We start from the raw sequence: 17,967 nt of genomic DNA, 5'->3' as shown, positions 1-17,967 counted from the left end.
GGCCCGCGCCCCCCGGGGCGCGGACCACCAGCCCGCCCCCCCCGGGCCCCCCCCCCCCCCCCCCCGCCGGGGGGCGGGGCCCCGCCCCCCCCCGGCGCCCCCCCGCCCGACTGCTTGCGCCCGTATCGTGGGGTACGGGCGCGCGGCGGACCCGTCCCCCGTCACCGACGATGCAGAGAGGCGCCGAGCAATGGTGCAGATCAAGACCCCCGAGCAGATCGCGAAGATGCGCGAGGCGGGGCTGGTGGTCGCTGCCATTCACGCGGCCACCCGTGAGGCGGCCGTCCCCGGCGCCACCACGCGCGACCTGGACCAGGTCGCGCGCAAGGTGATCGCCGACCACGGCGCGAAGTCGAACTTCCTCGGTTACAGCGGGTTCCCCGCGACCATCTGCACCTCGGTCAACGAGGTCGTCGTCCACGGCATCCCGGACGAGAAGACGGTCCTCAAGGACGGCGACATCATCTCGATCGACGCCGGCGCCATCGTGGACGGCTGGCACGGCGACGCCGCGTACACCGCCTTCGTGGGCACCGGTCACGCTCCGGAGCTGGTCGAGCTCTCGCGGGTGACCGAGGAGTCGATGTGGGCCGGGATCGCCGCGATGAAGGTGAACAACCGCCTCGTCGACATCTCCAAGGCGATCGAGACGTACATCCGCCGCCAGCCCCGTCCGGCCACCGGCAAGTACGGGATCATCGAGGACTTCGGCGGCCACGGCATCGGCACCGAGATGCACATGGACCCGCACCTGCTGAACTACGTCTCGCGTAAGCGCGGCAAGGGCATCAAGCTGGTTCCGGGCGTCTGCCTGGCGATCGAGCCCATGGTCTCGCTCGGCACGGCCCGTACGGAGACCCTCGCCGACGACTGGACGGTCATCACGACGGACGGCACCTGGTCCTCGCACTGGGAGCACTCCATCGCGCTGACCGAGCAGGGCCCGCTGGTCCTGACCGCCCCGGACTGCGGCAGGGCGAAGCTCGCGGAGTACGGGATCGAAGCGGCGCCCGACCCGCTGGCGTGAACGACTCTCTCGCGTGAACCAACCCATCCGGCAGGTCTAAGGATCACCGGCAGTGGGCAAACTTGACGGATTCGTCTTTTGGAGTCCGCTGACGTAGACTGACTCGTCGGCTCCGGTGCATCCGTATGTCCGCAGGTAGGACAGGGGATCGCAGGAGCCGATCAAGGTAGCCGATTCGAAAGGCGAAGCGTGGCCAAGAAGCAAGGTGCCATCGAGATTGAGGGCACCGTGATCGAGTCCCTCCCGAACGCAATGTTCAAGGTGGAGCTCCAGAACGGTCACAAGGTCCTGGCGCACATCAGCGGCAAGATGCGGATGCACTACATCCGTATCCTTCCGGATGACCGGGTCGTGGTGGAGCTCTCTCCGTACGACCTGACGCGTGGCCGGATCGTCTACCGCTACAAGTAGATCTTGCCCGCACCCCGTTTCGGCGCGGTGATGGCACTGACCCGGAGAACCTGACATCCCATGAAGGTCAAGCCGAGCGTCAAGAAGATCTGCGACAAGTGCAAGGTGATCCGCCGTCACGGTCGGGTCATGGTCATCTGCGACAACCTGCGCCACAAGCAGCGCCAGGGCTGACGCACGACCCCCTGCATCTCGCAGTTCTTCGCGCGACGCACGTAAGCACGTACATACGCAGTGCCCGTCCAAGCCGCACGGCTGACGACACCTCCGGCGGGGGCCGGGGACCCGGACGTACCACCACTCCTCGTGGGTGGTCGGCGGTCGGGAGCGGTACTGCGGAAGACCCCCGAACTAACAACTGGAGCCATTGAATGGCACGCGTTTCAGGTGTTGACATCCCGCGCGAAAAGCGCGTGGAGGTTGCCCTCACCTACGTCTTCGGTATCGGGCGCACCCGGTCCAAGGAGATCCTCGCCACCACCGGCGTGAACCCCAACACCCGCGTTCGTGACCTGGCCGAAGAGGACCTGGTCAAGATCCGCGAGTACGTGGACGCCAACCTGCGCACCGAGGGTGACCTCCGTCGCGAGATCCAGGGCGACATCCGCCGCAAGATCGAGATCGGCTGCTACCAGGGCATTCGTCACCGCCGCGGTCTGCCGGTCCACGGTCAGCGCACCAGCACGAACGCGCGTACCCGCAAGGGCCCGCGTCGCGCCATCGCCGGTAAGAAGAAGCCGGGCAAGAAGTAGTCCTCAGCGGACGCACTGCGGATCTCCGGTCCTCCGGGACCCGCAGCAACCAGCGGTCTTCGCTGTAGGACCGATCACCTCCCCTCTCCATCTGGAGTCAAGACATGCCCCCCAAGGGTCGTCAGGGCGCAGCCAAGAAGGTGCGTCGCAAGGAAAAGAAGAACGTCGCTCACGGCCACGCGCACATCAAGAGCACGTTCAACAACACCATCGTCTCGATCACGGACCCCTCGGGCAACGTGATCTCCTGGGCCTCCGCCGGCCACGTCGGCTTCAAGGGCTCGCGCAAGTCCACCCCCTTCGCCGCGCAGATGGCCGCCGAGTCGGCCGCCCGCCGCGCGCAGGAGCACGGCATGCGCAAGGTCGACGTCTTCGTCAAGGGTCCCGGCTCCGGCCGTGAGACCGCGATCCGCTCGCTCCAGGCCACCGGCCTGGAGGTCGGTTCGATCCAGGACGTCACCCCGACGCCGCACAACGGCTGCCGTCCGCCGAAGCGTCGCCGCGTCTGACCCGCTACGGCCGGTGACGGCCGTGCGTCAGTAGCGTTCAGGTCCGGGCGGTACGCCTCATTCGGGGCGTACCGCCCGTACCCTTGTTTCACTGTCGGGCATCAAATAGTGGGTGCCCACGACTGAAGGATCACCGCATGCTTATCGCTCAGCGTCCGTCGCTGACCGAAGAGGTCGTCGACGAGTTCCGCTCCCGGTTCGTGATCGAGCCGCTGGAGCCGGGCTTCGGTTACACCCTCGGCAACTCCCTCCGCCGTACGCTCCTCTCCTCGATCCCCGGTGCCGCTGTCACCAGCATCCGGATCGACGGTGTCCTGCACGAGTTCACCACCGTGCCGGGCGTCAAGGAGGACGTCACCGACCTCATCCTCAACATCAAGCAGCTGGTCGTCTCCTCGGAGCACGACGAGCCGGTCGTGATGTACCTGCGCAAGCAGGGCCCGGGTCTGGTCACCGCCGCCGACATCGCGCCTCCGGCCGGTGTCGAGGTGCACAACCCCGACCTCGTTCTCGCCACGCTCAACGGCAAGGGCAAGCTGGAGATGGAGCTGACCGTCGAGCGCGGTCGCGGCTACGTCTCCGCCGTCCAGAACAAGCAGGTCGGCCAGGAGATCGGCCGCATCCCGGTCGACTCCATCTACTCGCCGGTGCTCAAGGTCACGTACAAGGTCGAGGCGACCCGTGTCGAGCAGCGCACCGACTTCGACAAGCTGATCGTCGACGTCGAGACCAAGCAGGCCATGCGTCCCCGTGACGCCATGGCGTCGGCCGGTAAGACCCTGGTCGAGCTGTTCGGTCTGGCGCGCGAGCTCAACATCGACGCCGAGGGCATCGACATGGGCCCGTCCCCGACGGACGCCGCTCTCGCCGCCGATCTGGCTCTGCCGATCGAGGAGCTGGAGCTCACGGTCCGTTCGTACAACTGCCTCAAGCGCGAGGGCATCCACTCCGTGGGTGAGCTCGTGGCCCGTTCCGAGGCGGACCTGCTCGACATCCGCAACTTCGGTGCGAAGTCGATCGACGAGGTCAAGGCGAAGCTGGCCGGTATGGGCCTCGCGCTGAAGGACTCGCCTCCCGGCTTCGACCCGACCGCCGCGGCGGACGCCTTCGGCGCCGACGACGACGCGGACGCGGGTTTCGTGGAGACCGAGCAGTACTGAGTCGCCTCCCGGCTGGGGTACCCGGTATTCGAGGGTGCCCCGGGCCGGGGCTGAGGCTTTGTCCTCAATCGCCGGACGGGCTCGATTTCGGCCGATGTCCGGCAGCTATGACTTCCGTGAGGCGTCCGCTTCACGGGAACTGACACCGGTACCTGATACGGCCGGTGCAGCACACAAGGAGAATCACCATGCCGCGTCCCGCAAAGGGTGCCCGTCTGGGCGGCAGCGCCGCGCACGAGCGTCTGCTCCTCGCCAACCTGGCGAAGTCGCTGTTCGAGCACGGCCGCATCACGACGACCGAGGCCAAGGCCCGCCGCCTGCGCCCCGTCGCCGAGCGCCTCGTCACCAAGGCGAAGAAGGGCGACATCCACAACCGTCGCCTGGTGCTGCAGACGATCACGGACAAGAGCGTCGTCCACACGCTCTTCACCGAGATCGCTCCCCGGTACGAGAACCGCCCCGGTGGTTACACGCGTATCACCAAGATCGGCAACCGTCGTGGCGACAACGCCCCGATGGCCGTCATCGAGCTGGTCGAGGCGCTGACCGTGGCCCAGCAGGCCACCGGTGAGGCCGAGGCCGCGACGAAGCGCGCGGTCAAGGAAGACGCCGCCAAGAAGGACGAGGCCAAGGCCGAGTCCACCGAGGCCGTCGAGGACGCCAAGCCGGTCGAGAAGGCCGACGAGGAGTCCAAGGACGCCTGAGCGTCTTAAGGACCACGGGACGGGCCCGCATCTCCCTTCGGGGCGGTGCGGGCCCGTTCTGCTGAGCAGGGGCAGGGAGAGGATGACGCGGTGAGTGACGAGGCGGAGCCCGGGTTCGTACGGGTGCGGCTGGACCTGTCGTACGACGGCAAGGACTTCTCCGGCTGGGCGAAGCAGACCAGCCGGCGGACGGTGCAGGGCGAGATCGAGGACGCCCTGCGGACCGTGACCCGGTCGCCGGTGACGTACGACCTGACGGTGGCGGGCCGCACGGACGCCGGGGTGCACGCGCGCGGCCAGGTGGCGCACGTGGACCTGCCGGAGGCGGTGTGGGCCGAGCATGAGGAGAAGCTGCTGCGGCGGCTGGCGGGACGGCTGCCGCTGGACGTACGGATCTGGCGCGCGGCTCCCGCCCCGGCCGGGTTCAACGCCCGCTTCTCCGCGCTCTGGAGGCGTTACGCCTACCGGGTCGGCGACCGGCCCGGCGGGGTCGATCCGCTGACGCGCGGTCATGTGCTGTGGCACGACCGGCCGTTGGACCTGGAGGCGATGAACGAGGCGGCCGCGCTGATGGTGGGCGAGCACGACTTCGCCGCGTACTGCAAGAAGCGCGAGGGCGCGACCACCATCCGTACGCTGCAGAAGCTGAGTTGGGTTCGGGAGGCGGAGTCCGGGGTCCTCACCGCGACCGTGCAGGCGGATGCCTTCTGCCACAACATGGTCCGCGCCCTGATCGGTGCGGCGCTGTTCGTCGGGGACGGCCGCCGCCCGGCCGCCTGGCCCGCCGAGGTGCTCGCGGCGAAGGTCCGCGACCCCGGAGTGCACGTGGTGCGGCCGCACGGGCTGACGCTGGAGGAAGTGGCTTATCCGGCGGACGAGTTGCTGGCGGCGCGCGCCGAAGAGGCCCGGAACGTCAGGACGTTGCCGGGGGCCGCCGGGTGCTGCTGAGGTGGTGCGCGGTCAGCGGCCGCTGCGGCGGGCCTCGTTCCGGAAGTGGCGTACGAAGGCGATGACGGCCCACACGATCAGCACGTTGACCAGGGCGCCGGTGCCGTGGAACAGCGGGGTCAGGAGGCTGAACCCGCTCTCCCCCTCGAACGAGTCGTCGCCGGCCAGCAGATTCAGCGGGTAGAGCACGGAGACCAGCACCAGGATGGAGCCGGGGAAGGCGGCCGGCGTCATCGCCGCGTCGAGGGCCGACGGATGACCGGCGATCTCGTCGGCCAGGGCGACAGCCAGGACCAGGCCGACGTAGCCGACGGAGATGAGACGGGGCACGCTGCGAGGGCCGAGAGTGTTCATGGGGTTATTGAACATGTTCATTTATGTGTGGCGTGAGCCGCCCCCGGATGCGGTCCTCTACTGCGCCGGTTCCGCCGCCGCCTGTGACGCCTGGACCCGGCCGCGCTGGTGGATCTGACGGAAGACGAAGTTCGTCAGGTCGTCGCCGACCGCGAAGACGTCCCTGTCCTGCGCGGTGACGCTGGTGCCGTTGGTGAAGCCGCCGACGGTGAAGTAGGCGTACCGGCCGTAGGAGTTGGTCGTGCGGCGGCAGACCGTGCCGCCGCGGCAGAACGTGGGGACGCCCGCGCCGCTGAGGGAGGCGAGGCCGCCGGAGGTCTGGTCGACCGTCTTCTTCGCGCGGGCCTCGGTGTCGAAGACCGCGATGCCGACGGTGACGGCCACTTCGTCCTTTCTGTACGTCGCGCGGATCAGCTGCTCACAGCCGTTGCCCGTGAGGACCGCGCCGAGGGCGCCCTGGGTGCCGGTCGCGCAGTCGGTGGTGCGGTTGGTGGCGCCCTTGACGTGGACGCGGTCACCCATGGCGAGCTTCTCGCCGGGGAAGAAGCTGCCGACGGTGATCGGCGCCTTGTCCTTGCCGGCGCTGGATATGTACTCCTTCGGGTCCGGCGGAGGCGGCGGCGCCACCGACGAGAAGGAGGGCTCGGGCGCCGACGTGTCCTCGGGGAGGTCGGCCGGTGCCGGCAGTTCGCTCGCGCTGCCGGTCGGGTCGCTCCTGCCGCCCGTGGTGACCACGGCGGTCGCCACGATCGCCCCGACCAGTCCGGTGGCCAGTATCCCGCCGCCGATCATCAGCCAGCGCTTCCGGCGGGCTCGCGCCGCGGACTCGTCGGCGAGCGCGGCCCAGTCCGGAGTTCCGTTGTCCCCTGGCCCCCAGGAGGGCCCCCCTTGCCATGAACTCATGCGCGAATCCTAGAGGGTGCGTAAACCGGTTGGGCCATGGCTTCGCGGGCCGTGACAATGCTCTGTATGGGACATCTTGAAGCGGGCCACCTGGAGTACTACCTACCGGACGGGCGGGTGCTGCTCGGCGACGCCTCGTTCCGGGTGGCCGACGGAGCCGTCGTCGCCCTCGTCGGGGCGAACGGAGCGGGCAAGACGACCCTGCTCCGGCTGCTCGCCGGCGAGCTCCAGCCGCACGGCGGCACGGTCTCGGTGAGCGGCGGGCTCGGGGTGATGCCGCAGTTCGTGGGGTCGGTGCGGGACGAGCGGACCGTACGGGACCTGCTGGTGTCGGTGGCCCAGCCCCGGATCAGGGAGGCCGCGAAGGCTGTCGACGCGGCCGAGGAGCGCATTCTCACCGTCGACGACGAGGCCGCGCAGATGGCGTACGCGCAGGCGCTGAGCGACTGGGCGGAGGCGCGCGGGTACGAGGCCGAGACGGTCTGGGACATGTGCACGATGGCCGCGCTGGGTGTCCCGTACGAGAAGGCGCAGTGGCGTGAGGTGCGCACGCTCAGCGGCGGTGAGCAGAAGCGGCTGGTCCTGGAGGCGCTGTTGCGCGGGCCCGACGAGGTGCTGCTGCTCGACGAGCCGGACAACTATCTGGACGTGCCGGGCAAGCGGTGGCTGGAGGAGAAGCTGAAGGAGACCCGTAAGACGGTCCTCTTCGTCTCCCACGACCGCGAGCTGCTCTCCCGAGCGGCCGAGAAGATCGTCAGCGTCGAGCCGAGCGCGGCCGGCAGCGATGTGTGGGTGCACGGTGGCGGCTTCGCCACGTACCACGACGCCCGCAAGGAGCGGTTCGCGCGGTTCGAGGAGCTGCTGCGGCGCTGGCAGGAGGAGCACGCCCGGCTGAAGGCGCTCGTCCTGCGGATGCGGCAGCAGGCGGCGAACAGCCCCGACATGGCCAACCGCTACCACGCGATGCAGACCCGCTTCAAGAAGTTCGAGGAGGCCGGACCGCCGCCGGAGCCGCCGCGCGAGCAGGACATCCGGATGCGGCTGCGCGGTGGCCGGACCGGGGTGCGGGCGGTGACCTGCAAGGGCCTGGAGCTGACCGGGCTGATGAAGCCCTTCGACCTGGAGATCTATTACGGGGAGCGCGTCGCCGTCCTCGGCTCCAACGGGTCCGGCAAGTCGCACTTCCTGCGGCTGCTGGCCGGTGAACCGGTGGCGCACACGGGGGAGTGGAAGCTCGGGGCGCGGGTCGTGCCGGGGCACTTCGCGCAGACGCACGCGCATCCGGAGCTGCTCGGCAAGACGCTGGTGGAGATCCTCTGGTCCGAGCACGCGAAGGACCGGGGCGGCGCGATGGGGGTGCTGCGGCGGTACGAGCTGGAGCGACAGGGGGACCAGGCGTTCGAGCGGCTCTCCGGCGGGCAGCAGGCGCGGTTCCAGATCCTGCTGCTGGAGCTGGCGGGGACGACGGCGCTGCTGCTGGACGAGCCGACGGACAACCTGGACCTGGAGTCGGCGGAGGCGTTGCAGGACGGGCTTGAGGTGTACGACGGGACGGTGATGGCCGTCACGCACGACCGGTGGTTCGCGAAGTCGTTCGACCGGTATCTGGTGTTCGGGTCGGACGGGGTGGTGCGGGAGACGGCTGAGCCGGTGTGGGATGAGCGGAGGGTTCAGCGAGTGCGGTGACCTTGGCGGTCGGCTCGGCTCGGCGGGGTGGGGTGTGGCGGGTGCTGGTGCGGGTTGCCGTGCGGCGCCGTTGCGGGGGCTCTGCCCCCGGGCCCCCGCGCCTCAAACGCCGGCGAGGCTGGGAAGGTCGCCTCAAACGCCGGCGGGGCTGGAAGGGTCGCCTCAAACGCCGGAGGGGCTGGGAAGGTCGCCTCAAGCGCCGGCGGGGCTGGGGAAGCCGACGGGGCTGAAAGTGGCCGTTTTGACCCGTCCGGGGGCGGGCGGGTACTGTCGAGGTTTGTTATACGTATCGGGTCGTCGTTCTCACGCGACGGGCCCCTACGTAGGTTCTCTGGAGCAGTTACCAGTGGCTCGCATACGGGCGGTGTCCCGGCAGTGTGAGCCCCAGCTGCATGATCGCTTCAGGGGTGCCATGTGTTGTCTGGACCTCATCCACTAAGAAGCGAAGGCTACGAAGTGCGTACGTACAGCCCCAAGCCCGGCGATGTCACTCGCCAGTGGCACATCATCGACGCTCAGGACATCGTCCTGGGGCGTCTGGCCACCACGGCTGCCAATCTCCTCCGCGGCAAGCACAAGGCGATCTACGCCCCCCACATGGACATGGGCGACTTCGTCATCATCATCAACGCCGACAAGGTGCACCTGTCCGGCAACAAGAAGACCCAGAAGATGGCGTACCGCCACTCGGGCTTCCCGGGCGGTCTCCGTTCGGTGCGCTACGACGAGCTCCTCGCGAAGAACCCCGAGAAGGCCGTCGAGAAGGCCATCAAGGGCATGATCCCCAAGAACACCCTGGGCCGTCAGATGCTCTCGAAGCTCAAGGTCTACGCGGGCGACCAGCACCCGCACGCTGCTCAGCAGCCGGTCCCGTTCGAGATCACCCAGGTCGCGCAGTAGTTCCGGCCACCCCCTAAGACGTACAGAAAGATCTGAGGAGAATCGTGGCCGAGACCACTGTTGAGAACCCCGTCGAGGGCACCGAGGGCGAGGAGACCTTCGCCGAGGTGACCACCTTCGAGTCGGAGGTCCCCGTCGAGGGTGAGTACACCTCCGAGTCGCTCGCCGGCCGCTTCGGCGACCCGCAGCCCGCGGCCGGCCTTGGCCGTCGCAAGAACGCCATCGCCCGCGTCCGGATCGTTCCGGGCACCGGCAAGTGGAAGATCAACGGTCGCACCCTTGAGGACTATTTCCCCAACAAGGTGCACCAGCAGGAAGTCAACGAGCCCTTCAAGGTGCTCGAGCTCGACGGCCGCTACGACGTCATCGCCCGCATCTCGGGTGGCGGCGTCTCCGGTCAGGCCGGCGCCCTGCGCCTCGGTGTGGCCCGTGCGCTGAACGAGGCGGACGTGGACAACAACCGCGCCACGCTGAAGAAGGCCGGCTTCCTCTCCCGCGACGACCGTGCGGTCGAGCGCAAGAAGGCCGGTCTCAAGAAGGCCCGTAAGGCCCCGCAGTACAGCAAGCGCTAAATCGCCTGCTCGTCCGCATTACCCGAACGCCCCGGCGGCGCACTCCGTGCTGCTGGGGCGTTCGTTTATCGGGCCCCGCAGGCGTATAACGGCATAAGACGTTCATCGGCCCGCACGTGCGGACTCTGCCGCCCGGGCCGTGTCATGCCGCCTGCCCGGCCGCTTTGCTGTTCTTGTAGTTGTGGTTGTTTAGCTTCGCTTCGCTTTGTTTTTTGCGGTTTCTGAGCACTTCGGAGGACACCAGTGGGACGACTCTTCGGTACGGACGGAGTGCGCGGTGTCGCCAACGCGGATCTGACGGCCGAGCTCGCGCTCGGGCTCTCGGTCGCGGCGGCGCACGTACTCGCCGAGGCGGGCACCTTCGAGGGCCATCGCCCGACCGCCGTGGTCGGCCGCGACCCCCGGGCCTCCGGAGAGTTCCTGGAAGCCGCCGTGGTGGCCGGTCTGGCCAGCGCCGGCGTCGACGTCCTGCGCGTCGGCGTGCTGCCGACGCCGGCCGTGGCGTACCTCACCGGATCGCTCGGCGCCGACATCGGCGTGATGCTCTCCGCCAGCCACAACGCCATGCCGGACAACGGCGTCAAGTTCTTCGCGCGCGGCGGCCACAAGCTCGCCGACGAGCTGGAGGACCGGATCGAGACGGTCTACGAGCAGCACCGCACCGGCGAGCCGTGGAGCCGCCCGACCGGCGCGGGCGTCGGCCGGGTCACCGACTACACGGAGGGCTTCGACCGGTACGTCGCCCACCTCATCGGCGTCCTCCCCAACCGGCTCGACGGGCTGAAGGTCGTCCTGGACGAGGCGCACGGCGCCGCCGCCCGGGTGTCGCCCGAGGCGTTCGCGCGGGCCGGGGCCGAGGTCGTCACCATCGGCGCGACGCCGGACGGCCTGAACATCAACGACGGCTGCGGCTCCACCCACCTGGGCCTCCTGCGCGCCGCCGTCGTCGAGCACGGCGCCGACCTCGGCATCGCCCACGACGGTGACGCCGACCGCTGCCTCGCCGTGGACGCCGCCGGTGAGGAGGTCGACGGCGACCAGATCCTCGCCGTGCTCGCCCTCGCCATGCGGGAGGCCGGGCAGCTGCGCAAGGACACCGTCGTCGGCACCGTGATGTCGAACCTCGGCTTCAAGATCGCCATGGAGCGCGAGGGCATCCAGCTCGTGCAGACGGCGGTCGGCGACCGTTACGTCCTGGAGTCGATGAAGGCCGAGGGCTTCGCGCTCGGCGGCGAGCAGTCCGGCCACGTCATCGTCCTGGACCACGCCACGACCGGTGACGGCACGCTGACCGGCCTGATGCTGGCGGCCCGCCTCGCCGCCACCGGCCGGAGCCTCGCCGAGCTGGCCGGGGTCATGGAGCGGATGCCGCAGGTCCTCATCAACGTCCCCGACGTCGACAAGTCCCGGGTCGCCACCTCCTCCGAGCTGGCCACCGCGGTGACCGAGGCGGAGCGCGAGCTGGGCTCCACCGGTCGTGTCCTGCTGCGCCAGTCGGGTACGGAGCCGCTGGTACGGGTCATGGTCGAGGCCGCCGACATCGAGCAGGCGCGCGCGGTCGCGGGCCGGCTGGCCGATGTGGTGAAGTCCGCGCTGGGCTGAGCCGCCGCCTCACCGGCGTACGGGAGCCCCCGTGGACGTGCTACGGAGGCCCCGTGGACGTACTACGGAGGCCTAAAGGCCTACTGCGGAAGCCTCGGCCGTCGTACCGAAGCCCCCGGCTCACCTGCGCACCGAAGCCCCCGGCTCACCTGCGCACCGAAGCCCCCGGCTCACCTGCGCACCGAAGCCCCCGGCGTGCCCGCCGGGGGCTTCTGCGTGCGCCGGACCCGCCACAGGCCCTTCTCCAGCAGCAGCGTCAGCGTGCCCGCGAGGACGATCCCGCCGAGGTTGGCGAGCAGCTGCTGCCCGGAGCCGACGGTCTGCTGGTAGTCGGAGTAGCTGAACGCGACGGCCGCGTTGGCGGCGGCCGGGACCGTCGTCACGGAGATCGCCACGCCGATCAGCGCCCCGGACTTCGCGGAGGTGAGGGAGAGCGTTCCGGCGATGCCCGCCAGGAACGCCACGACGAACGACATCCAGTCCGGCTGCCAGATGAACCCCGTGATCGGCCGCTCCGCCTCGATCATCGACTTCTCGAACAGGCCGACGGCGTCCAGCAGCCAGGCGAACCCGGCCGTGATGATCATCGCCAGCGCGAAGCCGCCGACCAGCGCCCACAGCGAGCGCGCCACCAGCCGGGGCGCGCGCTGCACGATGGCCGTGGAGATCCCGGCCAGCGGCCCGAACTCCGGGCCCACCGCCATCGCGCCCACGATCAGCACCGCGTTGTCCAGCATCACCCCGCAGGCGGCGAGCATGGTGGCCAGCGCGAGGAAGGAGACGTACGTGATGGAGAACGTCGACTCCTCGTGCGTCGCCTCCGTCAGCTCCTCCCACAGCACCGCGTCCGCGCTGTCGCCCGGCGCCTCGCGCTCCGCCTTGTCGGCGCGCGAGGAGAGCGTGAGGTCCAGGTGCTCGATGCTGATCGCCCCGGACTCGTCGATGCCGAGGCGGCGCAGCGCGGCGATCAGCTCGTCACCGGCCTCCCGCGCGACGTCGCACATCACCACGTCCCCGGCCGGGGAGCGGGCCGCGCCGGGCAGGACCACGAGGTGGGCCGTGCCGACGGTGGACTCCAGCAGGGTGACGACCTCGTCGGTGGTCGCGGCGGGCACGATGAGACGCAGATGCAGCACGCGGCACACCTTCCCCGGAAGTGTCAGAGCTTGCGCAGGGAGAGCTTCTGGACCTTGTGGTCCGCCCCTTTGCGGAGGACCAGAGTGGCACGGCCGCGCGTCGGAGCCACGTTCTCCATCAGGTTCGGCCTGTTGATGGTCCGCCACATGGTGCGCGCGTACTCCAGGGCCTCCTCCTCGGAGACCTGGGTGTACTTGCGGAAGTACGAGGACGGGTCCTGGAACGCCGTGTCGCGCAGCTTGCGGAAGCGGCTGAGGTACCAGGTCTCGATGTCCTCGGCGCGCGCGTCCACGTAGACGCTGAAGTCGAAGTAGTCGGCCAGCCCGACCCTCGTCCGGCCGTCGCTGCCGGGCAGCGCGGGCTGCAGGACGTTGAGCCCCTCGACGATGAGGATGTCCGGGCGGCGGACGGTGAGCCGCTCACCGGGGACGATGTCGTAGATCAGGTGCGAGTAGACCGGCGCGGTCACCTCGTCCTTGCCCGCCTTGATGTCCGCCACGAACCGGGTCAGCGCCCGCCGGTCGTACGACTCCGGGAACCCTTTGCGCGAGGTCAGCCCGCGCGCCCGCAGCTCCTTCATCGGCAGCAGGAACCCGTCCGTGGTCACCAGCTCCACGCGCGGGTGCTCGGGCCAGCGGGCCAGCAGCGCCTGGAGGATACGGGCGCTGGTGGACTTGCCGACGGCGACACTGCCCGCGACCCCTATGACGAACGGGGTCCCGCGCTGCTCCCCGTGCCCGTTCCCGGCGTCGCCGAGGAAGGTGTTCAGCGCACCGCGCAGCCCGGACGTGGCCTGGACGTACAGGTTGAGGAGCCGGGAGAGCGGCAGGTAGACGTCCCGTACCTCGTCCAGGTCGATGACGTCCCCGAGCCCGCGCAGCCGCTCCACCTCGTCGGCGGTCAGCGGCAGCGGCGTCTTGTCCCTCAGGGCGCTCCACTCGTCGCGCGAGAGGTCGACGTAAGGGGTCGGCGCATGCTCGGTGCGGCGCTGCGGGCTCCGTGCGGGCGAAGTGATCACCCTTCATTGTTGCGGGAGTTTTAACGGAGTGGGGGGTGGGGTCGGTCACGTGGGTGTCGGGCCCGTGGATGTCGGGCCGCCTCCGTACGGCGGACGCGGGCGCGGTGTCCGCTCCCCTGTGCCGGACACCGGGCCCGTGCCCGGGCTTCCTGCGAGCCGTACGGTCAGGGCTTGTCGCCCCTGTCGCCCCTGTCGCCCGTGTCGCCCTTGGCGTCGACGACGGCGGCGTGGGTGCGGGCGATGTCGATGAGGACGTCGCCGGGCTCCCGCTGCTCGGCCGGCTCCTCGTCGGAGCCGACGGTCCCGTACGACTCGACGACGACCTCGCGGGTGCCCGCGTAGCCGTAGTCCACGGGGTCGATCAGGAGATCGGTCCGGGTGAACTCCATGTGCTCCTGCCGGACCACCGCGATGACCTCCCGGCCTGCCGCGTCCTCGACCAGGTGGTGGGTCACCTTGACGCCTTTGACCGTGGCCAGCGCCCGGTAGATCCGGGCCATGGCGTCCGGCGGGATCGGATACGAGCGGAGCAGGACGGAGACGGCGCGGAAGGAGTGCGCGTCCTCGCTCTCCTCCTCCCCGCCGTCCGTCCCGTCCCCGGTGGGAAACGTCGCGCGGAGTTTCGCGAGCAGCGCCTCCGGGTTCTCCGGCAGCGCGGCTGCGATGCGGTAGGACTCGCGGGCCGTCCGGTGGTCGGTGTCGGACACGTCGTTCCCGGCGTCCTTGCCGTCGTACGGGATCCACCGGTCGGAGCTGAGCTCCGGGGGCACTTCGACGCCCGCTTCCCGGAGCTCCTTCACGGCCTGCGCGTTCCCGGAGGCGCCGTCCACCTCGCGGAGGTGGATCCGCTGGTCGCTGCGCGGCTCCGGCGGGACCTTCTGCCGCTCCAGGTAGTCGGCGGCCCGGTCGCTCCAGGACGCGGCGACGGGGTCGTGACCGGTACGGGCCAGCGCCTTCAGCGCCCGTACCTCGGTACGCCGGTGCCTGCCGATCAGGTTGGCGGCGATGCCGTACAGCCAGGGCCGGGCCAGCCGGTGGGCGGTGTCGTACCGGTGCCGGGTGCGGAAAGCGATGAGGAACGTCTCCGCGGTGATGTCGTCCGCCGGGCCCTCCCCGAGCCGGCGGGCGACGTAGCGGTGGATGTCCGGGGCGTGCCGGTCGTAGAGCCCGGCGAACAGCTCGGGCTCGTCGAGGGACTGTGCGATGACGTCGGCGTCGTCGGCACCGTCGGGGGTGGGCCGGGCCGTGGGGGAGCCGGCCGGCGAGTACACCGGGGTGGCCCGGGACACGGGGGACCGGCTCAACGTCACCGTGACGTCCTGGGGGTCGTGGGTCGGAGTGGTGGAGACCCAGCTGCCGTCGGTGGAGTCGGACGACTGACCCGTCGGGTCCGGGCACGGGCACGGGCACGGGTACGGGCAAGGGGATGAGCCCGCCGGTCGTCACGAAGGTCAAGGTCGCGCACGGGCACGGGCGCGGGCAAGGGGCGGCGGCCATCCGACGGGGGGTCGGGTGGCCGCCGTTCTCATCGGGTTCCGGTCAGGACGTGGTGTTCAGCGTCAGGCCGTAGTGGCGGAGCAGGTCGTCCAGCGGCTGCATCCAGCTGGCGCCGCTGCCGAAGCTGCCGTCGCAGCCGGTGTTGCTGGAGCCGGACGTCACACCCTGGGCCTGGCCCTGGTTGGTGATCCAGGCGCCGCCGCTGTCGCCCTTGTGGATGCAGACGGTGGACTTGGCCAGGCCCTTGACCAGGGTCTGCGGCTGGCCCGGGTCGGTGTAGGTGACCGAGTGGTTGTAGCTGCTGATGGTGCCGCAGGTCCACCCGGTGGTCGCACCGGACTTGCAGACCGTCGAACCGACGGCGGCCCGCTGGCCCCCCTTGACCGGGGTGTCCGCCACGACGCGCCAGCCGCCGACCGTGGTGGTGACGGAGTTGCCGGAGCTGATGGCGGCGATGCCCATGTCGACGCTGTCGTAGCCGTGCGCGAAGCGGGTCTTGGTCCCCTTGGCGAACTGCGAGCCGTTGAAGTACAGCGTGTCCGGGCCCTTGACGCAGTGGCCGGCGGTGGCCAGGTACTGCCGGCCCTGCTGGTCCCGGGCTCCGAAGCCGACGGAGCAGTAATTGCCGTTCACATCCGAGGTGTTGATGTTCATCTTGCTGCCGGGCGCGATGGCGGCGGCGGCCTGCGGGGCGTCGTCGGTGGTGGTCTCCACGGTGACGGCCGGGCCGTGGGCGCGCGCGGCGGCGACGAAGGCCCGCCCGGTGGCGTCGGCGGTGTCGCGGACGGTGACGACGACCTTGTTGCCGGCCGGGTCGACGTGCCACGACTCCACGCCGGCCGGGAGCTTCCTCTCGGCGAGCCGGTCGAGCTCCGCCTTGATCCGGTCGAGCGCCGACGGGGCGCGGGCCGGGATGCGGGCGGCGAGTCCGGCCGCCTTCACGTCGGCGGCCTGCCGTGCGGTGGTGACGTCGACGGTGAGGGTGCCCCGGGCGTCGAAGTACGCGCTGCCGATGGGCACTCCGGAGGCGCCGAGGCGCTCCAGGGTCCGCTGCTGGGCCTCCTGGCGGTCGAGCTTCCGCTCGGCCTCCGCGACGGAGACGCCGAGCGAGTCGGCGAGCGCCTTCACCATGCCGGTGGGCTGCGTACGGGTGGTCGGTGCGGGCGTCGGATCGGTGGTGGCGGGCTGTGAGGCGGCCGCCATGCCTCCGGTCAGGGCGACCGCTCCGGCTATCGCGCCGATCGACAGCGTCTTGCTGAACTTGTTCACGTCTTCTCCTGGGGGGTGCGGTGCCGTGCGGGCGTGCTCAGGACCGGGTCAGTTGCCGGTGACGGCGGTGAGGGTCCTGGCCGCGTCGGCGAGGCCGGCGCCGCAGCCGCCGGAGCAGGAGCCGGGCAGGCCGCGCGTGTTGTTCTTGATCGCTGTTTCGATCTGGGCGGGGGTGAGGGAGGGGCTCGTCTGCTTCAGCAGCGCGGCCAGACCGGCGATGTGCGGAGTGGCCATGCTGGTGCCCTGGTAGGAGGCGTAGCCTTCGCTGCCGAGCGAGCGGGTGCCCTTGTTGATCGTGGACCAGATGCCGTCGTCGGCACGGACGGTGGTCTCGCCGCCGGGTGCGGTGACGTCGACGGACCTGCCGTAGTTGGAGTAGGCCGCGCGGTTGCCCTCGCGGTCGGAGGCGGCGACGGTGATGACGTTTCCGCAGCCGGCCGGGCTGTAGGCGGAGGCGTCGGCGTTGTCGTTGCCGGCGGCCACGACGACGGAGGTTCCGCGGTCCACGGCGGCCTTGATGGCGGTGTTGTACGCCTGGTCGCAGGTGAACCCGCCGCCGAGGCTCATGTTGATGACCGCCGCGGGGGTCTTGTTGGCGGGCGCTCCGGAGACCGTTCCGCCGGACGCCCAGGTGATCGCGTCGATGATGTCGGAGGTCGATCCGCCGCACTTGCCGAGGACGCGGATCGGCTGGATGTTCGCCTCGTGGGCCACGCCGACCGTGCCGTAGCCGTTGGCGGTGGCCGCGATGGTGCCGGCTACATGGGTGCCGTGCCAGGAGTTGTTGGTGTCACGGGCCGGGACCGGGTTGCCGTTCCTGTCCCGGCCGCACTCGCCGCGGTTGGCCCAGTCCCCGGTGTCGGACGGGTCGCTGTCGCGGCCGCCGCCGTCCGTGGCCGTCCAGGAGTTGGAGATGAAGTCGTATCCCGGCACCAGCCGGGAGCCCAGCTCGGTGTGTTTGGTGATGCCGGTGTCGATGACCGCCACGGTGACGCCCTTGCCGGTGGCCTGCTTCCAGGCCGAAGGAACGTTCATGCCGGCCCGGGACTCGTACAGGTCCCACTGGTAGCGGTACTCGGCGGGGTCGACCGCGGTGGGGAAGACCCGGCGGTCGGGGACGACATAGGCGACGTCGGGGTCGGACCGGAAGGCCGCCATGGCTTCCCGGGTGTCCTCGGGCTTCGCGGTGTCGGGCAGCTCCACGAGGGCGGCGCCCGTTCCCAGACGGCGTTCGAAGGAGAGGCGTTCGCCGGCCCGGTCGCCCTTGGCCTTGGCGTCCTTCACGATCGCCGCGTTCGATCTGGCCTCCTCGGCATGGGACTTGTAGCCGACGATGAAGCCCTGGGCGGCCTCGGTGGGGTCGGACGCCGCAGGGGCGGACGTCTGGGCCGGGCGGGCGGTGTCGGGGGAGCTGCCGGCGAAGGCGACGCCGGTGCCCATGACAGCGGCGGCGGTGGCGAGCGCGACGGATATGCGGAGGGGGGTAAAACCGTGCACGTCGGTTCCTTTCGATCCGTT

19 protein-coding genes are annotated in these 17,967 nt (G+C 70.2%); 12 read left to right on the top strand and 7 right to left on the bottom strand.

Features of this window, described 5'->3' with window-relative positions:
- Positions 1 to 190: 190 nt before the first annotated feature.
- The 8 genes from map to truA all read left to right on the top strand — a co-directional run bounded on the left by map (position 191) and on the right by truA (position 5,511).
- A complete protein-coding gene (map, locus tag ACIRR8_RS16505) occupies positions 191 to 1,027 on the top strand; it encodes a type I methionyl aminopeptidase (protein ID WP_404064691.1) in 837 nt (278 codons plus the stop codon).
- Positions 1,028 to 1,216: 189 nt separating this feature from the next.
- On the top strand, positions 1,217 to 1,438 hold the full coding sequence (gene infA, locus ACIRR8_RS16500; RefSeq protein ID WP_003956442.1) for a translation initiation factor IF-1: 222 nt from the start codon (positions 1,217 to 1,219) through the stop codon (positions 1,436 to 1,438).
- Positions 1,439 to 1,498: 60 nt separating this feature from the next.
- On the top strand, positions 1,499 to 1,612 hold the full coding sequence (rpmJ, locus tag ACIRR8_RS16495; protein WP_003956441.1) for a 50S ribosomal protein L36: 114 nt from the start codon (positions 1,499 to 1,501) through the stop codon (positions 1,610 to 1,612).
- 197 nt (positions 1,613 to 1,809) lie between these two features.
- Positions 1,810 to 2,190 (top strand): 30S ribosomal protein S13, encoded by a 381-nt coding sequence (gene rpsM, locus ACIRR8_RS16490; RefSeq protein ID WP_014047799.1) that lies wholly within the window; start codon positions 1,810 to 1,812, stop codon positions 2,188 to 2,190.
- Positions 2,191 to 2,294: 104 nt separating this feature from the next.
- Positions 2,295 to 2,699: a 30S ribosomal protein S11 gene (gene rpsK / locus ACIRR8_RS16485; protein ID WP_003956432.1), complete on the top strand. Its 405-nt coding sequence runs from the start codon at positions 2,295 to 2,297 to the stop codon at positions 2,697 to 2,699.
- 137 nt (positions 2,700 to 2,836) lie between these two features.
- Positions 2,837 to 3,859 carry a DNA-directed RNA polymerase subunit alpha gene (locus tag ACIRR8_RS16480; protein ID WP_003966937.1) on the top strand — a complete coding sequence of 341 codons (1,023 nt, stop codon included), beginning with the start codon at positions 2,837 to 2,839 and terminating at the stop codon, positions 3,857 to 3,859.
- 188 nt (positions 3,860 to 4,047) lie between these two features.
- Complete coding sequence (rplQ, locus tag ACIRR8_RS16475; RefSeq protein WP_018510586.1) at positions 4,048 to 4,563, top strand: 50S ribosomal protein L17; 516 nt, start codon at positions 4,048 to 4,050, stop codon at positions 4,561 to 4,563.
- Between the two features lie 90 nt (positions 4,564 to 4,653).
- The gene (gene truA, locus ACIRR8_RS16470) at positions 4,654 to 5,511 is read left to right on the top strand and encodes a tRNA pseudouridine(38-40) synthase TruA (RefSeq protein ID WP_404064688.1); all 858 of its coding nucleotides are present in this window, start codon (positions 4,654 to 4,656) and stop codon (positions 5,509 to 5,511) included.
- A 12-nt stretch (positions 5,512 to 5,523) separates the two neighbouring features.
- On the opposite strand, the gene ACIRR8_RS16465 is transcribed toward truA, so the two are convergent.
- Together ACIRR8_RS16465 and ACIRR8_RS16460 are read right to left on the bottom strand one after the other, a co-directional pair.
- Positions 5,524 to 5,865, bottom strand: coding sequence for a hypothetical protein (locus ACIRR8_RS16465; RefSeq protein ID WP_404064686.1), 342 nt, complete (start codon positions 5,863 to 5,865; stop codon positions 5,524 to 5,526).
- A gap of 57 nt (positions 5,866 to 5,922) precedes the next feature.
- Positions 5,923 to 6,768, bottom strand: coding sequence for a hypothetical protein (locus tag ACIRR8_RS16460; RefSeq protein WP_404064684.1), 846 nt, complete (start codon positions 6,766 to 6,768; stop codon positions 5,923 to 5,925).
- Between the two features lie 66 nt (positions 6,769 to 6,834).
- On the opposite strand from ACIRR8_RS16460, the gene ACIRR8_RS16455 reads away from it, so the two are divergent.
- From ACIRR8_RS16455 to glmM, 4 genes are all read left to right on the top strand, one after another.
- Positions 6,835 to 8,454, top strand: a complete 1,620-nt coding sequence (locus ACIRR8_RS16455) for an ABC-F family ATP-binding cassette domain-containing protein (RefSeq protein ID WP_404064681.1) — start codon at positions 6,835 to 6,837, stop codon at positions 8,452 to 8,454.
- Positions 8,455 to 8,910: 456 nt separating this feature from the next.
- Positions 8,911 to 9,354, top strand: a complete 444-nt coding sequence (rplM, locus tag ACIRR8_RS16450; RefSeq protein WP_003966932.1) for a 50S ribosomal protein L13 — start codon at positions 8,911 to 8,913, stop codon at positions 9,352 to 9,354.
- Positions 9,355 to 9,398: 44 nt separating this feature from the next.
- Positions 9,399 to 9,926 (top strand): 30S ribosomal protein S9, encoded by a 528-nt coding sequence (gene rpsI / locus ACIRR8_RS16445; protein WP_010058767.1) that lies wholly within the window; start codon positions 9,399 to 9,401, stop codon positions 9,924 to 9,926.
- A 243-nt stretch (positions 9,927 to 10,169) separates the two neighbouring features.
- Positions 10,170 to 11,528, top strand: a complete 1,359-nt coding sequence (gene glmM / locus ACIRR8_RS16440; protein WP_404064678.1) for a phosphoglucosamine mutase — start codon at positions 10,170 to 10,172, stop codon at positions 11,526 to 11,528.
- Positions 11,529 to 11,698: 170 nt separating this feature from the next.
- Here the strand turns inward: glmM and ACIRR8_RS16435 are convergent, their stop codons facing one another.
- The 5 genes from ACIRR8_RS16435 to ACIRR8_RS16415 form a co-directional block, all read right to left on the bottom strand.
- A complete protein-coding gene (locus ACIRR8_RS16435; RefSeq protein ID WP_404064676.1) occupies positions 11,699 to 12,664 on the bottom strand; it encodes a DUF389 domain-containing protein in 966 nt (321 codons plus the stop codon).
- A 23-nt stretch (positions 12,665 to 12,687) separates the two neighbouring features.
- Positions 12,688 to 13,683 carry a type I pantothenate kinase gene (coaA, locus tag ACIRR8_RS16430; protein ID WP_404064674.1) on the bottom strand — a complete coding sequence of 332 codons (996 nt, stop codon included), beginning with the start codon at positions 13,681 to 13,683 and terminating at the stop codon, positions 12,688 to 12,690.
- A 164-nt stretch (positions 13,684 to 13,847) separates the two neighbouring features.
- The gene (locus ACIRR8_RS16425) at positions 13,848 to 14,954 is read right to left on the bottom strand and encodes a CU044_5270 family protein (RefSeq protein WP_404065498.1); all 1,107 of its coding nucleotides are present in this window, start codon (positions 14,952 to 14,954) and stop codon (positions 13,848 to 13,850) included.
- Between the two features lie 268 nt (positions 14,955 to 15,222).
- Positions 15,223 to 16,449: a S1 family peptidase gene (locus tag ACIRR8_RS16420; protein WP_404064671.1), complete on the bottom strand. Its 1,227-nt coding sequence runs from the start codon at positions 16,447 to 16,449 to the stop codon at positions 15,223 to 15,225.
- A gap of 48 nt (positions 16,450 to 16,497) precedes the next feature.
- Positions 16,498 to 17,946, bottom strand: a complete 1,449-nt coding sequence (locus ACIRR8_RS16415; protein WP_404064668.1) for a S8 family peptidase — start codon at positions 17,944 to 17,946, stop codon at positions 16,498 to 16,500.
- Between the last annotated feature and the right edge of the window lie 21 nt (positions 17,947 to 17,967).

This window comes from Streptomyces sp. NPDC101178 (assembly GCF_044767965.1).
Classification (GTDB): Bacteria; Actinomycetota; Actinomycetes; order Streptomycetales; family Streptomycetaceae; genus Streptomyces.
This window is presented reverse-complemented; position numbering and strand designations above follow the sequence as displayed.

Bases quoted from the DNA above. Each gene is read 5' to 3' on its own strand.
- map (WP_404064691.1), top strand. From the start codon at position 191: ATGGTGCAGATCAAGACCCCCGAGCAGATCGCGAAGATGCGCGAGGCG.
- rpmJ (WP_003956441.1), top strand. From the start codon at position 1,499: ATGAAGGTCAAGCCGAGCGTCAAGAAGATCTGCGACAAGTGCAAGGTG.
- rpsM (WP_014047799.1), top strand. From the start codon at position 1,810: ATGGCACGCGTTTCAGGTGTTGACATCCCGCGCGAAAAGCGCGTGGAG.
- rpsK (WP_003956432.1), top strand. From the start codon at position 2,295: ATGCCCCCCAAGGGTCGTCAGGGCGCAGCCAAGAAGGTGCGTCGCAAG.
- ACIRR8_RS16480 (WP_003966937.1), top strand. From the start codon at position 2,837: ATGCTTATCGCTCAGCGTCCGTCGCTGACCGAAGAGGTCGTCGACGAG.
- rplQ (WP_018510586.1), top strand. From the start codon at position 4,048: ATGCCGCGTCCCGCAAAGGGTGCCCGTCTGGGCGGCAGCGCCGCGCAC.
- ACIRR8_RS16465 (WP_404064686.1), bottom strand. From the start codon at position 5,865: ATGAACACTCTCGGCCCTCGCAGCGTGCCCCGTCTCATCTCCGTCGGC.
- ACIRR8_RS16460 (WP_404064684.1), bottom strand. From the start codon at position 6,768: ATGAGTTCATGGCAAGGGGGGCCCTCCTGGGGGCCAGGGGACAACGGA.
- ACIRR8_RS16455 (WP_404064681.1), top strand. From the start codon at position 6,835: ATGGGACATCTTGAAGCGGGCCACCTGGAGTACTACCTACCGGACGGG.